Source organism: Lacipirellula sp. (assembly GCF_965279485.1).
In the GTDB taxonomy this organism is placed as follows: Bacteria; Planctomycetota; Planctomycetia; order Pirellulales; family Lacipirellulaceae; genus Lacipirellula.
Genome location: NZ_CBDIIC010000002.1, coordinates 1,686,118 through 1,701,764 on the forward strand (window position 1 = coordinate 1,686,118; position 15,647 = coordinate 1,701,764).

Consider the following 15,647-nt stretch of genomic DNA (forward strand, 5'->3'; position numbering starts at 1 on the left):
CCGTACCCTAGCCCCTGGCTCCGCCAGGGGGTCGCTTCCCACATTGTCTGCTTGCCATTCGATCGAGGCCTGTCGATGAGCGCCGCCGCCAAACCCCGCACGTTGTTCGAGAAAATCTGGGACGCCCATGTCGTCCACGCGCAGGAGGGTCGGCAATCGATTCTGTACATCGACCTGCAACTCGTGCACGAGGTGACGAGCGCTCAGGCGTTCGAAGGCCTCCGCCTCGCCGGTCGCAAGGTTCGGCGTCCGGAACGGACGATCGCTACCGCCGATCACAACGTCCCCACGAGCGATCGCAGCCTGCCGATCGCCGACCCGATCTCGAAGCAGCAGATCGACACGCTCCGCAACAACTGCAAAGAGTTCGGCATCACCCACTACGACATGGGCGACGTCCGTCAGGGCATCGTCCACGTCATCGGCCCCGAGCTCGGCTACACGCAGCCCGGCATGACGATCGTCTGCGGCGATAGCCACACCTCGACGCACGGTGCGTTCGGCGCCCTCGCCTTCGGCATCGGCACCAGCGAAGTCGAGCACGTGCTCGCCACGCAAACGCTGCTGCAGTACAAGCCTAAGACGCTCGAACTCCGCACCAACGGCACGCTCGGCCGCGGCGTCACGGCGAAGGATCTCGTCCTCTACCTCATCGGCCAGCTCACCACCGACGGCGGCACTGGCTACTGTCTGGAATTCACCGGCGAGGCCCTTAAGGGTCTCACGATGGAAAACCGGATGACGATCTGCAACATGTCGATCGAAGCTGGCGCCCGTTCCGGCATGATCGCCCCCGACCAGACGACGTTCGACTATCTCAAGGGCCGTCCCTTCGCCCCGTCGGGCGAAGCGTGGGACAAGGCTGTCGCCTACTGGAAGACGCTGCCGGGCGACCCCGGCGCCAAGTACGACAAGTCGCTTGTCTTCGAGGCGGCCAACATCGCCCCGCAAGTCACCTGGGGCACGAACCCCGGCCAGGTCGCGGCGATCACCGCCAACATCCCCCGCCCCGGCGACTTCAGCGATCCGACCGACCAGAAGACGACCGCCCAGTCGCTCGAATACATGGGCCTCACGGGCGGCGAACCGATCACCGACCTGAAGCTCGACCGCGTCTTCATCGGCTCGTGCACGAACGCCCGCATCGAAGACCTCCGCGCCGCCGCCGAAGTGGCGAAGGGCAAAAAGGTCTCGGGCCACGTCCAGGCGATGGTCGTCCCCGGCAGCGGTCAGGTGAAGGTGCAGGCCGAGTCGGAAGGCCTCGACAAGATCTTTAAGGAAGCTGGCTTCGACTGGCGCGAAGCCGGCTGCAGCATGTGCCTCGCGATGAACCCCGACAAGCTCGCCCCCGGCGAGCGGTGCGCCTCGACGAGCAACCGCAACTTCGAAGGCCGCCAAGGCAAAGGCGGACGGACGCACCTCGTGAGCCCCGCGATGGCTGCAGCCGCCGCGGTGGCTGGGCACTTCGTTGACGTGCGTGAGTGGAAGTAAGGGACGGAATCGTTCGACTCATTCGTCATTCTGATTTCGTCATTCGTCATTCCAAGCCAAATAGAAAATCCATGAAACCATTCACCACCCTCACCGGCACGACCGTCGCGCTCGATCGCGCTAACATCGACACCGACCAAATCATCCCCAAGCAGTTCCTCAAGCGGATCGAACGCTCGGGCTTCGGCGAGTTCCTCTTCTGGGACTGGATGCGGCACGACGATGGCACGGTCAACGAAGAGTTCGAACTGAACAAGCCGTACGCCAAGGGGGCAAGCATCTTGCTGGCTCGCCGCAATTTTGGCAGCGGTTCGAGCCGCGAGCATGCTCCGTGGGCGCTCGAGGACTTCGGCTTCCTAGTCGTCGTCGCCCCCAGCTTCGCCGACATCTTCTACAACAACTGCTTCAAGAACGGCATGCTGCCGATCAAGCTGAGCGAAGAGCAAGTTGAGGAGCTTTTCCAGCGCGAGGCGAAGCACCGTCCCTACCAGCTGACAGCCGACCTCAACACGTGCACGCTCACCGACGGCCACGGCTTCTCGGCGAAGTTCGACGTCGAGCCGTTCCGCCGCCACTGCTTGCTCAACGGGCTAGACGACATTGGTCTGACGCTCGAGCACGAAGCGAAGATCACGGCCTACGAAACGAGCCACGGCATCGGCGCGTAGTTGCGGCGTAAATCTCGGGCACTACCTAAAATCGTTTCTCGCAGAGGCGCAGAGCCGCAGAGGAAATCCATGAGCCTCGGTCTTCCCTCCGCGTCTCTGCGTCTCTGCGCGAGCTTTCTCGCTTTCGCTGCGTTGACGTGCGGCATCGCGCCGTCGTTACGCGCTGCTGAAGAAGAGAAACCGGCTGAAGCTAAGCCGAGCGATCCCGCCGCCGCGGCGCCCTACGCCGAGCCGGGCGACGAGTCGGATCAGTATCAGGTCGAGACGCTGCTCACCGGGCTCGACAATCCTTGCGCGGTCGTCGTGCGGCCTGAAGCTCGCAACGGGCAGCCCTACGAGATTTACGTCGCCGAGAGCGGCGCCGGGCAAGTGCTGCGAGTCGTGAGCGACAAACCGAGCGAGTCGAAGCCGATCATCACCGGCTTCCCGGTCGACAGCTACGGCGACGCGAAGAAGGACGAACCCGAGTACCGCATCGGCCCGCTAGGGCTCGCATTCATCACGCCGAAGAAGCTCGCCGTCGGCGGCGCCGGTTTGGAACAGGGCGAGGATCTCGTAACCGTCTACGCGCTGCCAGAGGATGGTTCTGCGCTCGACTACAAGCAGCAGGACCACGCGGTCGGCCCGATTCTGAAAGGGAAGAAAACGACTACGGGCGAAGGCAACTTCTACGGCCTTGCCAAGTCGGACGACGCCCTGTTCGTCACCTCGAACGGCGACGACGACGAAGCGTGGGTGCTGAAGGCCGACCTGAAGGCGAACAAGCTCCGCGACCTGCAGCCTTTCATCGCCACGAAGCAGCTCGTCGGCACGACCGGCCCAACAGGGGCGGTAGTGAACCCGAAGCCGAACGCCAACTATCTGGTGATCAGCCAGATGTCCGACTTCGAAACCGATCGCGACAGCCTGATCACGTTCTACAGCCCGCGCACGGGCAAGGTCGCGCTCAACCAGCAGACGGGGCTCTACGACATCGCCGGGTTAGCCTACAGCCCGACCGATAACTTGTACGCCGTCGACGTGGTACGGGCCGATGCGAAGCTCGGAGGCGTCTATCGACTCGAAGCGGCGGAGAAAGATGGCCAGCAGACGTGCCGGGCGGTGAAGATCGCCGGCGCCGAACGGCCGACGGCGCTCGCGTTTGGTCCGGACGGCGCGATGTACGTCACGGCAATCGGCCCGCGGCAAGCGCCGGGCACGCCGTCGACCGGCGTGCTGCTGAAGATCACTCCCAAGACCGACGCCGCCAAGTTCTAGAAGCAAAGCAGGGTAACCGCATGTCGCGCCGCGAAAAAATCGAAGCGATGCTCGTCGACGAACCGGGCGATACGTTCCTCCGCTACAGCTTGGCGATGGAACTCGAGAAGGAAGGAGCCAACGACGCGAGCCTCGCAAAGTTCAACGAACTCACCCGCGACGAGCCGCCGTACGTGCCGGCGTTCTTCATGGCAGCGCAACAGTTGGCGAAACTCGATCGCGTGAACGAAGCCCGCTCGTACCTGCGCGACGGCATCGAAGCGGCTCGCCAGCAAGGCAACGCCCACGCCGCCGGGGAGATGAGCGAGTTCTTGTCGTCGCTGGGCTCCGCGGGCGAGTAGTCCCCTAGCCCCGGGCTCCGCCCGGGGGTCGCTCACCACGCCGAGACGCATTGCAGCGCAAACCGACCCCCGGGCGGAGCCCGGGGCTAGGATGCAGAGCGTTTCTTATTCGTGCCGCAGGCGCTCGCGACTGCACAGCTGGTGCAGCTCGCACACCCGCCCTGCCCTTTTGCTTCCTCGGTCCCGCACCCCGGCCCGCAGCCTTCGCTCAGCGTGTCGGCGAAGCGGCGGAACTCGACGGCCGCTTCGTACGTTTCGGCCAGCCGGCGGGTGATGTCGGCCGCCTGTTGCGGCGGGTCGCCCAAGAAGTAGAAGAAGAGCCCCTCGCCGTCGAATAGGTGCTCGACGTCGACGAGCGCTGCTGGCACCTCCGCTTCATGCAGCAGCCGCTGGCAGGCGTCGAACGCTTCGTGCCGCTTCTGCTGCAGGCGGGCCTCGAGCAGGTCGTCCTGGACGCTCATCCGGCGGAGGATCGCCCCGTCGGGCTGGTGGACGCCGAGCGAATCGTCGGCCTCGGCCACCACTTCGCCCACTTCCAGGCCACGGGGGCTCCGCACCACGACGCGGCTGCGGCGAGGGTAACGAGCGGCGTCGGCGGCCGAAAAGCTGCCAACGTGGCCCAGCAGGCCGTAGCGGACGAGGTGAAAACCCATGCGGAATAGCTCGATGCGGAAAGTCCTGGAATCACCAATTGTTACCCAGTAACGGCGGCGTGCCAAGTTCGCCCCCGGCGAGGGCCCGTTAAACCTTGCCAAGGCCCCGTGAGTGGCGATACTCAAGGGTTCCAAATTCCCTCGATATCCAGCAAACCAGGGGCGTCCGCGCCCCCGGCCAGCCACAGCCCGATCGACCTGATATGCCCACCGCTGTTGCCCCCTCGACGACCAACTGGAACGAACTCGCCGACCGCGTGCTCGACGGCTATCAGCTCACCCCGGAAGAGGCGGTGGCGATCCTGCGCTCGCCCGACGAGGAACTGCTCGACCTGCTCGCCGCGGCCTATCGCGTGCGGCGGCATTACTTCGGGAAGACGGTGCAGCTTTACTTCCTGATGAACGCCAAGAGCGGACTTTGCCCGGAAGATTGCAGCTACTGCTCGCAGTCGAAGGTCTCCGACGCCGAGATCCCGCGCTACAACCTCCTGAATCGCGAGAAGCTGATGGCGGGCGCCGCGGCGGCTGCCGAGCGGCAGGCGAAGACCTACTGCATCGTGATCTCCGCCCGCGGACCGAGCGAGCGCGAGATCAAGGCGATCGAAACGATCGTCCCCGAGATCAAGCAGAAGTACGGCCTGCAGATCTGCGCCTGCCTGGGGCTGCTCACTCCAGACCAAGCCGACCGCCTCGCGGCGTGCGGCGTGAACAAGGTGAACCACAACCTCAACACGAGCGCCGAGCAATACGGCAACATCTGCTCGACGCACACCTACCAGGACCGCGTCGACACGCTGAAGGCCGTTCGCACTGCTGGCATGGAGCTCTGCAGCGGCGGCATCGTCGGCATGGGCGAGCAGCCGCGCGACGTGGTGTCGATGGCGATCGAACTCCGCGACCTCGGCGTCGAATCGATCCCGGTCAACTTCTTCAACCCCATCGAAGGGACCCCGCTCGCCGGGCCCACGGAACTGACGCCGAACTATTGCCTCAAGGTGCTAGCAATGTTCCGGCTAGTGAACCCCGACCGCGAGCTGCGGATCGCCGGCGGCCGCGAGATGCACCTGCGCAGCTTGCAGCCGCTCGGCCTCTACGCGGCGAACTCGGTCTTCGTCGGCGACTATCTCACGACGAAGGGCCAGCTGCCTGAGTCGGACTACGCGATGCTTCGCGATATGGGCTTTGAGGTGACCACTTCGGTGGAAGCTGAGACAGCTCGCGCTGCGGCGAATGCTTAACCACGAAGGCTGGAAGGCTCGAAGACGGCACTGAGGAAGAGCGAGTAGTTGCAAGACTCGCTGGCTCGCGGTTGCTAGCAGGATTGTTTCTCCGCGCGCTTCTTACGCTTATCTCCTCTTCTTCGTGACCTCCTTCGTGTCTTCGCGGCTTCGTGGTGAACAAACCACACACAGCCCTCAAATTACGCAGTCGACTTTACCGGAATTCTTTTCGGGATCGATTCATTTCTCGCAACGCGCATTGCCGATCACTCTGCATTAGGGGAGGGCGTACCGTCGTTGAATCGTGCAGGGATGCCATCATGATGCGTGGATTGATCATTGCCGCGGCTGTTTTCAGCCTGACCGCGGACACGTTGCTAGCACAGCAGCCGGCGCCGAACCGTTACGTGCAACGTAACGCGCAGGTGCCGCAGCCCGCTGCAGCCGCCGCTCCCGCCGCGCCCCGCATGCACGTCGATCCCATGGTGCAGCAAACGGCCGTCGCGAACACCAACTCGCGTTCGCCGCGGAATGGCGCCAAACCGCAACAAACCACGGCGAAGAAGTCGGGCGTGACGTCCTTCTTCTCGCGTTTCAAGCTGCCTAGCCTCAGCGGCGACGGCGGCGAAGAACAAGAACAAGCCACTTACGGCGATTCGGGTTCGAACCCGCCGCTGCCGTACGATCCGTCCGAGCTGCAGCAAGAGTCGGGCTCGATCGCCCGCCGTCAGCCGCAACGCGCTGGCTCGGTCTCGGCGCCGGTCGCTTCGGCCCCGGCCGCCGCGCCGCGTACGGCGACCGCCGCTCCGAATCGTCCCACCGCGACTCGTCCCACGACGCAAGCCGCCGCGCCGGCTGCTCCGGCCGTGAAGCGCAGCTCGCCGACGCCGAGCCATCGCCGCAACGAGTTGGCCGAAGCTCTATCGGACCTGGCTCCGTCGACTTCCGCTGTTGAGGCTCAAGCTGAAGAAGTCGTTGAGGAATACGTCGACTCCGAAATCGCTGCTCCGACCGCCGTTGATGGCGCCGGCCTGCCGAGCTACCTGGAAGAGTCGGCCCCGGCCACTCGCCCGGTGGCGAAGAAGTCGGGGTCGCTCGACGTCGGCGCCGCGCTGCAAGCCGAAGCTCCGCGTCGTCCAGCCGCTCGCCCGACGCCGCAACCCGCTCCGGTCTACGCGGAAGACGAACTCGCTCCGATGCCCTCGAGCGCTCCGACGCCGGCTCCTGCCGCTCGTCCCTCGGTGGCGAAGCGTGACATTGCCGATGCGTTCCGTCCAACGCCTGCTGCGATTCCGCCGGCGCCGATCGCCGACGAAGAATACGCCGCCGCGCCGCAGCCGGCCGCTCCGGTCGCTGCTCCCGTGGTCGCCCCCAAGTCGAACAACAGCATGCGTTCGAACAGCGTCGCCGCCGAAGCTCCGGCGGACGGCGTGCTGTTCACCTCGCAGCAACCGTCGATCTCGTCGTTCATCGAAGGTCCGCAGCGGATTGTGGTCGGCCGTCCGGCTGAATACCGCATCGTCGTCGAGAACAAAGGCAACGTTGCCGCTCGTGAAGTGACCGGCACGATCGCCGCTCCGGCTGGAACCGAGTTGGTCGACGCCTCGGCTTCGAACGGCGTCGTTGAACGGGCTCCGATTGTTGAAGGCCAGCAGCCTTCGAACGAAATCAAGTGGCAACTGTACGAACTGCCGGCTGGCGCCAAACAGACGCTGACGATGCAAGTGATTCCGCGCGGCGGACGCGAGATGCAACTCGGCGTCCAGTGGAACCACGCTCCGGTCGGCGGCCAGGCGGTCGTTGAAATCCAAGAGCCGAAGCTGCAGATGGACATCAGCGGCCCGGCCGAGGTGATGTTCGGCAAGTCGCAACGTTACGCTCTCACGCTGAGCAACCCGGGCAACGGCTCGGCCGAAGAGGTGACGATCGAACTGACTCCGCCGGGCGCCGATAAGACGGGCGTCGTGAAGCACAAGGTCGGGACGCTCGCCGCCGGCGAAACGAAGAAGATCGAACTCGAACTGACCGCTCGCGAAGCGGGCGAACTGAAGATCCTGGCCGCCGCTTCGGCGCTCGGCGATCTCCGTACGGAAACCTCGAAGGCTGTCCTCTGCCGTAAGGCGGAACTGCAAGTCGATTGGCGTGGTCCGGAAAAGAACTTCGCCGGGTCAGTCGCCACCTACTACCTCCGCGTTCGCAACCCGGGCACGGCCGTCGCTGAGCAAGTGTCGGTCGAGCTGATCCTGCCGGCTGGCGCCGAGTTGGTCGAAGCGAGCGAAGGGCACGCGTGGGACGAAGCGGGCCAGAAGGTCGTCTGGAGCGGCACGTCGCTCAACCCAGGCGAAGAACGGTTCATGGAAGTTCAATGCCGCATGTCGCAGCCGGGCGTCAACAAGCTGGAACTGACCGCCGCGACGGCCGCGGGCGACCTGCGGGACGCGAAGTCGGCGCCGGTGAACGTCGAAGGTCTGGCTGATCTCAAGCTCGAAGTGACCGATCCGCAAGGGGTCGTGCCGGTCGGCGAGATGGCCGTCTACGAAGTCCACATCAAGAACAACGGCCTCACCGCCGCGAAGGGCGTGAACGTGGTCGCGATGTTCTCCGAGGGCGTCGAACCTTCGCACGTCGAAGGTGGCCAGCACACGATCGCCGACGGCCGGGTCTCGTTCCGCACGCTCGACAACGTCGCCCCCGGCAGCGAGACGGTCTTCAAGATCCATGCGAAGGCGACCAAGTCGGGAACTCACAAGTTCCGCGCGGAAGTCGTTTGCCAGGAGCTCGAAGTGAACCTCGCCGCCGAAGAGACGACGCGTTTCTTCACGGGCGAAGATCGCTGGGCCGATGCTTCGAAGGCCTATGCCGAGGAAGGCGAGACTGCGACTCGGTAATGCGATTAGCCGACAGGCTTGCAAACGTGGGAGCCCATTGGACCGGGTTCGGTGGGCTTCCTTTCTTTGAAGCGATGCCTGCGAAGCGTGCTTTCTGGTCGCTGAAGCAACCAGTCCGACAGGCCAGATCGGCGAAGTGCATTTTAGGCGGCACTAAGTATTCGCCGCATGTCTTTGATTGAGAACAGGTTGCGATGATTCCGGCGAATGTCGTGTCGCATGCGACACGACACCAGGAGCGATATGGACGTGGTAGCCGCCTTTGCCGGGCAGTGGAAAATGACGCTTGCGGTCGCTTGAAAAAGCGCAGCTGGCGTGTGATTGAATTTTCAAGTAGCGGGAGCGATTGGGACTCGTAACGCGGTGGCGGCGCGCAGCGATTGCGCAGCCGCCGCGCGTTGCGGGCGAGATTGATCGCTTGCTTCACGGTAGCGGAACGCGCGGGTAATTGCAGCTGGCGATTTTCGGCCACTTGCCGTGAATGCTTTCGTCCCAGCGGGACGACCGGCAATAGCCCAGCACTTTAGTGCTGGGTCAGATTCGCGGCACGCGTAAGCAGCCCCGTCGGGGCGGCTGAACTCTCAATCGCCCTTCCAGGGCTTTCCGCTCTTCTTCGGCCCGGCACCCAGCACTAAAGTGCTGGGCTATTATCGCGTTGTCCCTCCGGGACAAGGATAATGTGCACTCTTTTGGATCGTGCGCGAGATTGAGGCCACCCCCGGGCGGAGCCCGGGGCTAGAGATAGCGTTGCGCGAGGCGCAGGCAGCCGGCGACGGGGTTGGGGACGCGCTTCACTGGCTCGGGGTGAATGTCGCGTTGGGCGAGGGCAGCGAGGAGCTCGTTGTAGAGCAGGTCGCTGCCGCAGATGACGCCGCCGGCGAGGGCGAGCGGGAACTTCGGGCCGAGTTCGAGCCGCGTCGCCAAGGTCGCCGTCATCAGGGCGAGTTCGCGGGCGCCTTCGCGGACGATGCGAAGCGCCGCCACGTCGCCTTCGCGGGCCGCTTGTTCGACGACGACCGCCAGTCGAGCGATGGCGCCGCGGACGTTGCCGGTCTTTTCGAGAGCGCCGAGGATTGAACGGGGTTCGTCGACTTCGAGTTTCGCCATCAGTAGCGAGACGAGCATCGTCGGAGCGCTGCGGCCGTCGGCGGAACGGGCGACTTCGACGAGCGCCTCACGGCCGATCCAGTAGGCACTCCCCTCATCGCCGTAGTGGTAGCCCCACCCGCCGACGACGTGCTTCTTCCCATAGACGTCGGCGCCAATGGCGGCCGAGCCGGTGCCGACGATGAGCGCGATCCCCTGCCCTGCCGGCGTTCCCTCGGCAAGGACTGGTTCGGCGTCGTGCTCGAAGCGGATCTCCTCGGCGATGCCTTGAGCGCGGGCCCACGCGCCGATCTCTTCGCGAACGGCGGCGTGGCCGGCGCCCGACATCGCGAGGACGGCGACGCGGACGGAGCATTTCGTGAGCTTCGCGTCGGCCCAGGCGAGGTTGATCGCTGCGCCGAGATTAGCGAGGGCGGTTTCCATGCCGACGGCACGGGGATTGGAGGAGGCGGCCAAACCGCGGCCGAGGATGGCGGGCGGGGCGGAGCCGTTGAGTTGCGCGAGCCAGACTTCGGTTTTCGTGCCGCCGCCGTCGACGCCGATGGCGAGTTGGGCGTCGGTTGCGGTAGCCTGATTCGTCGGCATGAGGGGGCGCTGAGTTTGAGGCGGCGTAAAAGGGGTCGGGGGCCTTTTGCCACTAGGAGCTCTCAACGGGATGGGAAATTGCCAGTGGCAAAAGGCCCCCGACCCCGTTGGGATGGTGCGCGGAATCGGCGTCGGAGACACCTCCCACATAATAGCTGGAAACTGCCAGCGCGGTCTCGGCGAGCACTCACACTAGCGTGAAACCAACAGCCTAGTGGCTGCCGTTCGACGAATGGCCGTTGCTGCCGTGGCCGTTGACGGTCGAGTGGCCGTTCGCGGCGTGGCCGTTGAGGCGGCCCATTGATTCGAGGGCGGCGCGCAGGTGGCCGTTGGTGGCGTGCAGGATGACGCGGGCCTCTTCGGCGGTGACGCCGAGGCGGTGGGAGGTGATCGCGGTCTTCACTTCGCCTTTGCATGCTTCAAGCAGTGTGGCCGCTTCTTCGGAGGCGAGTTCGGTGAGGGCTGAGACAATCCGCTTGGCCCGTTCGAGCAGTTTGACGTTGCTCGCATTCATGTCGACCATCAGGTTGCCGTACGTCTTGCCCATCTGCACCATGGCGCCGGTGGTGAGCATGTTGAGCACCATCTTCGTGGCGGTGCCGGCCTTCATGCGTGTGGAACCGCTGAGGACTTCGGGCCCGACGACCGGAATAATGCTGATGTCGGCCCGCGACTTGAGCAGCGATTCGCGGTTGCAGGCGAGGCCTACGGTGTAGGCGCCGACGCTGCGGGCGTAGTCCATGCCGCCGATGACGTAGGGCGTGCGGCCGCTGGTGGCGATGCCGACCAGGACGTCGCTGTTGCTTAGATTGAGCTTTTGAAGATCTTCAGCAGCCAGCGTCGTCGAATCTTCAGCCCCTTCGACGGCCTTCAGCATCGCCGACGGACCGCCGGCGATGATGCCGACGACCTGCGACGGATCCGAACGGAAGGTCGGCGGGCATTCCGCTGCATCCAGCAAACCGAGGCGCCCCGAAGTTCCGGCCCCGATGTAGATCAACCGTCCCCCGTGGGAAAGACGGTGAGCGATTACCTCGATTGCTTTCGCGATATGCTCGGCCTCATCAGCGACCGCTTCGGTGCACTTGGCGTCCTCCTCGTTGATCAGGCGAACCAACTCAAGGGGAGTCAGGCTGTCGAGGTGTTCAGACGCGGGGTTCCGCGCTTCGGTGGTCAGATGTTCGAGCATGCTTCGATTCTAGTAACGGTCTCGGACGTAAGACAGATTCGGTGCGCGAAACAGAGTAAAATCTGCGCTGGTCTGCCCTGCGTTTGGGGGGTGGTAGTTATAGTGTAAGTCTAGCGCGAATTGGTTGCGTAAAAGTAAGATGCGCCAGGCGGCTCTTTGTTACAGCCAGCCCATTTCCCACCCAAGTATTGAATTTCCCGCCACGCTGTGGGATTTGCAGGCCCATGCTAGTATTCGCCGAGTCGTCGTCGTTCTGGGAACTCCCGATCTCAGGTTTCGACGCGGCGATCGTGGCGATTTATCTCCTGGCGATGCTAGCGCTGGGGATTTGGGTCGGTCTCGGTCAAAAGACGACCGTCGACTACTTTCTCGGCGGCCGCTCGATGCCCGGCTGGGCCGTGTTGTTGTCGATTGTTTCGACCGAAACGAGTGCAGTCACGTTTCTCAGTATCCCCGGGATGGCGTTTGCCGCCGGCGGTGATTTACGGTTTTTGCAGATCACCTTTGGATATATCGTCGGTCGGTTGATCGTCGTTTGGTTACTGCTGCCGATTTATTTCCGCGGCGAGCCCTTCACCGCGTACGAGGTACTGGAACGGCGGTTTGGGAAGTCTTCGCGGCGGATTACCTCGCTGCTGTTCCTGGTGACGCGAAATATCGCCGATGCGCTGCGGCTGTATCTGGCCGCCCTGGTCCTAAAAGAGGCGATGAACCTCGAAATGCAGCTCTGCATTTGGGCCGTCGGGGCGGTGACGATCGCTTACACCTATTTGGGGGGCGTCAAGTCGGTCGTTTGGAACGACTGCGTCCAATTTGCGATCTACATCCTGGGCGCCGGGGTGATTCTCTACAAGATCCTAACGTTGCTTCCAGGCGGGATGGATGAATACTGGAGCTACGCAGCCAAGAATGACAAGCTGCGGGTGTTCGATTTCACGCCGTCGCTGACGGTGCCGCTGACGTTCTGGGGAGGATTGATCGGCGGCATGTTCCTGACCGCGGCGACGCACGGCACCGACCAGTTGACCGTGCAGCGGTTGCTGGCTGCCAAAAGCCAGCGGACGGCGGGTTGGGCGTTGGCGGCGAGCGGGTTCATCGTCTTTTTTCAATTCGCATTGTTTCTGTTGATCGGCGTGGGCCTGGCTGCGTTTTATAACGAGTTCCCGCCAGAGGTTCCATTCGGTAAGAACTCCGACCGCGTGGTGGCGCACTTCATTATCAACCATCTCGATCCGGGGATCATTGGGCTGACGCTGGCGGCGGTGTTCGCGGCGGCGTTTTCGAGTTCGCTCAATTCGCTATCGACCGCGCTGGTGAGCGATATCGTGCTGCCGCTTTCGGGCAACACGCTCACCCGCGAAACGCAGATGCGGTGGGCGAAGTGGTCTACGTTGGCGTTCGGCATCTTGCAGATCGGCATCGCGGTAGTCGCTTACCGGATGAGCGCGAGCCAGAGCATCGTTAACGAAGTGCTGACGATTGCGGCCTTCACGAGCGGACCGATGCTGGGGCTTTATTTGATCGGCGTGTTGGCGCCGAGCGTTTCGGAAAAGCCCGCGCTGGGCGGGTTTGTGTGCGGGTTGATTGTGATTTCCTTGGTGACGTTCCTGCCGAGGTATGTGCCCGCTGTTCCGACCGTCTGGTGGCCGTGGTACGCGACGATTGGTTCGGCCGCGACGTTTGCGTCGGGCTGGCTGCTAAGTAAGACGCCGCTTGGGGCGAAACACGCTTAAGAAAAACTGATTTCCTCTGAAATTAGGATCGCAACGATGAGATACACGCTTTCGTTGATTGGCGCCTGTGCGTTGAGCCTAGTGGCGGCCGTGAATGCCGCTCAGGCGGAAATCCCGGTCGTGCCGGCCGCGTCGCTCGGGCTGAACCAGGCGCAGCTTGATCGCATCGACGCCCTCGTCAAAGAAGAGATCGAAGCGAAGCGGTTGCCGGGCTGCGTCGTGGCCATCGGCCGCACGGGCGGGATCGGTTTCTTGAAGGCGTACGGCGATCGTCGCATCGAGCCGTCGCAGGAAGAGATGACAGTCGACACGGTGTTCGACATGGCGTCGCTCACCAAGCCGATTGCCACCGCGACGAGCGTGATGATTCTCGTCGAGCAAGGCAAAGTGCGGCTGCGGAATCCGGTGGCGGAGTACATTCCGGAGTTCGCGCAGAACGGCAAAGAGAACATCACTGTTGAGGATTTGCTCGTCCACCGCGGCGGGTTGATTCCGGACAATGCGTTGGGTGACTACGAGGATGGCGAGGAGAAGGCGTGGGAGCGGTTGTTCGCCCTGCCGACCGACCGTCCGGGCAAGCAGTTTGTTTATTCCGACGTCGGGTTCCTGACGCTGGGCAAGATCGTTGAGCGAGCAAGCGGAAAGAACGTCGCGGAGTTTGCAGCGGAGAATATCTTCAAGCCGCTCGGCATGAAGGACTCGGGCTACACGCCGTCGAAGGAGCTGTCGCAGCGGGCTGCGACGACCGAGAAACGCAACGACGAGTGGATGCGCGGCGAAGTGCACGATCCGCGGGCGTATTTGCTGAACGGCGTCGCCGGGCATGCGGGGTTGTTCTCGACAGCCGCGGACCTGGCGATTTACTGCGATGCATTCTTGCGGGGGGCTTCGAACAAGCCGTCGCAAGAGTTGGCTCGCGGTGACGACAACAAGTCGGCCGCTCACGCGGTTCCGCCGTTCGTGATGAGCCGGGCAACGCTCGCCGAAATGCTGCGGCCGCGCGACGTCGCCGGTAACTCGCGTGCGCTTGGTTGGGACAACAAGAGTGCCTATTCGACCAATCGTGGCGAGCTGCTCAGCAGCCGCGCCGTGGGGCACGGCGGGTTCACGGGCACGGCGATGTGGATTGATCCGGAACTCGATCTGTTCGTGATTTTCCTGTCGAACCGCGTTCATCCGAAGGGGGATGGGTTGGTGAATCCGCTCGCGGGGCGGATTGGTTCGGTGGCGGCGGCGGCGATTGACGGGCCGAATCCGACAAGCGTGGCCGTGGCGGCGAAGGCTGCGGTGGAAGCGAAGGCCGAAGGCGCTGGTGATGTGCGGCCGGCGCTGCACGCCGTCGAAGCAACCAAGGTCGCCAAGACCAAGCGGCCGCAGGTACTGACGGGCATCGATGTGCTGGCTCGTGATGGGTTCAAGCAACTCGCCGGCCGCAAGGTGGGCCTCATCACCAATCACACCGGTCTTGATCGCGACGGCCGCCGCACGATCGACCTGCTGGCGAACGCCCCGGGGGTGAAGCTGTTGGCGATCTTCAGCCCGGAACATGGCATTGCGGGCAAGCTCGATCACGATGGCATCACCGACGCCCGCGACGAAGCGACGGGGCTCAAGATTCACAGCCTCTACGGCGAGACGCGCAAGCCGACGGCTGAGCAGCTAAAGGGGATCGACACGATTGTGTTCGATATTCAGGACATTGGCTGCCGGTTTTACACGTACGAATCGACGATGACCTGGGCGATGGAAGCGGCGGGCGAGCATGGGCTGAAGTACGTCGTGCTTGATCGGCCGAACCCGATTGGCGGCGTCGCGATGGAAGGTCCGCTGGCCGACGGCGGCCGCGAGTCGTTCGTCGGCTGCCACACGGTGCCGCTGCGGCATGGCCTGACGGTCGGCGAGTTGGCGACGATGTACCGTGCGGAACGCGAGATCGACGTCGACCTCGAAGTGATCAAGGCCGAGAACTGGAGCCGCGGCGACTACTGGAATGCGACCGGGCTGACGTGGGTCAACCAATCGCCGAACATGCGGAGCCTCACCGAGGCGATTCTCTACCCCGGCATGGGCGTGTGGGAGACCACCAACGTGTCGGTCGGTCGCGGCACCGATACGCCGTTCGAACTGATCGGCGCCCCGTGGATCGATGGGCAAAAGCTGGCCGCGGAACTGAACGCCGCCGGTCTGCCGGGGGTGCGGTTCACGCCGATCGAGTTCACGCCGAGCGACAGCAAGTTTAAAGAGCAAAAGTGCGGCGGCGTGAACGTGGCGATTACCAATCAGGCGGAGTTTAACGCCGTGGCCGTGGGGCTGGAGATGGCCGCGACGCTACGGCGGCTCTACCCGCTCGACTGGCAGGTGAAGGCGGCCGACCGGCTGCTGATCAACGACGAGGTCTACCAGGCGATTGTCGCCGGGGCCGATCGGGCGGAGTTGGAGGCGCTGTTCGCGGACGATCTGAAAGAATTCGGGAAGCGTCGCCAAAAGTTTCTGCTGTACGGCGAGTGAAATCGCG

At 63.8% G+C, this 15,647-nt stretch carries 11 protein-coding genes; 8 read left to right on the forward strand and 3 right to left on the reverse strand.

Translation table 11 applies throughout. The features are described 5' to 3' along the window. Nucleotides 1-75: 75 nt before the first annotated feature. The 4 genes from leuC to ACQY7R_RS14420 all read left to right on the forward strand — a co-directional run bounded on the left by leuC (nt 76) and on the right by ACQY7R_RS14420 (nt 3,757). The gene (gene leuC, locus ACQY7R_RS14405; RefSeq protein ID WP_428306288.1) at nt 76-1,491 is read left to right on the forward strand and encodes a 3-isopropylmalate dehydratase large subunit; all 1,416 of its coding nucleotides are present in this window, start codon (nt 76-78) and stop codon (nt 1,489-1,491) included. Between the two features lie 71 nt (nt 1,492-1,562). Next, nucleotides 1,563-2,159: a 3-isopropylmalate dehydratase small subunit gene (leuD, locus tag ACQY7R_RS14410; protein ID WP_428306289.1), complete on the forward strand. Its 597-nt coding sequence runs from the start codon at nt 1,563-1,565 to the stop codon at nt 2,157-2,159. Between the two features lie 69 nt (nt 2,160-2,228). Then, nucleotides 2,229-3,416, forward strand: a complete 1,188-nt coding sequence (locus ACQY7R_RS14415; RefSeq protein ID WP_428306290.1) for a hypothetical protein — start codon at nt 2,229-2,231, stop codon at nt 3,414-3,416. 20 nt (nt 3,417-3,436) lie between these two features. Further along, nucleotides 3,437-3,757 carry a hypothetical protein gene (locus tag ACQY7R_RS14420; RefSeq protein ID WP_428306291.1) on the forward strand — a complete coding sequence of 107 codons (321 nt, stop codon included), beginning with the start codon at nt 3,437-3,439 and terminating at the stop codon, nt 3,755-3,757. 86 nt (nt 3,758-3,843) lie between these two features. On the opposite strand, the gene ACQY7R_RS14425 is transcribed toward ACQY7R_RS14420, so the two are convergent. Further along, nucleotides 3,844-4,410, reverse strand: a complete 567-nt coding sequence (locus ACQY7R_RS14425; protein WP_428306292.1) for a PSP1 C-terminal domain-containing protein — start codon at nt 4,408-4,410, stop codon at nt 3,844-3,846. 203 nt (nt 4,411-4,613) lie between these two features. Between ACQY7R_RS14425 and bioB the strand changes: the two genes are divergently transcribed. Together bioB and ACQY7R_RS14435 are read left to right on the forward strand one after the other, a co-directional pair. After that, nucleotides 4,614-5,648, forward strand: a complete 1,035-nt coding sequence (gene bioB, locus ACQY7R_RS14430; protein ID WP_428306293.1) for a biotin synthase BioB — start codon at nt 4,614-4,616, stop codon at nt 5,646-5,648. A 302-nt stretch (nt 5,649-5,950) separates the two neighbouring features. Next, on the forward strand, nt 5,951-8,518 hold the full coding sequence (locus ACQY7R_RS14435; RefSeq protein ID WP_428306294.1) for a hypothetical protein: 2,568 nt from the start codon (nt 5,951-5,953) through the stop codon (nt 8,516-8,518). A 735-nt stretch (nt 8,519-9,253) separates the two neighbouring features. Here ACQY7R_RS14435 and ACQY7R_RS14440 read toward each other — a convergent pair. After that, on the reverse strand, nt 9,254-10,210 hold the full coding sequence (locus ACQY7R_RS14440) for an N-acetylglucosamine kinase (RefSeq protein WP_428306295.1): 957 nt from the start codon (nt 10,208-10,210) through the stop codon (nt 9,254-9,256). A 211-nt stretch (nt 10,211-10,421) separates the two neighbouring features. Further along, nucleotides 10,422-11,399 (reverse strand): N-acetylmuramic acid 6-phosphate etherase, encoded by a 978-nt coding sequence (gene murQ, locus ACQY7R_RS14445; RefSeq protein WP_428306296.1) that lies wholly within the window; start codon nt 11,397-11,399, stop codon nt 10,422-10,424. Nucleotides 11,400-11,623: 224 nt separating this feature from the next. Between murQ and ACQY7R_RS14450 the strand changes: the two genes are divergently transcribed. Both ACQY7R_RS14450 and ACQY7R_RS14455 read left to right on the forward strand, forming a co-directional pair. Next, the gene (locus ACQY7R_RS14450; protein ID WP_428306297.1) at nt 11,624-13,132 is read left to right on the forward strand and encodes a sodium:solute symporter; all 1,509 of its coding nucleotides are present in this window, start codon (nt 11,624-11,626) and stop codon (nt 13,130-13,132) included. A gap of 36 nt (nt 13,133-13,168) precedes the next feature. Beyond that, nucleotides 13,169-15,640 carry an exo-beta-N-acetylmuramidase NamZ domain-containing protein gene (locus tag ACQY7R_RS14455; protein ID WP_428306298.1) on the forward strand — a complete coding sequence of 824 codons (2,472 nt, stop codon included), beginning with the start codon at nt 13,169-13,171 and terminating at the stop codon, nt 15,638-15,640. Nucleotides 15,641-15,647: the final 7 nt, after the last annotated feature.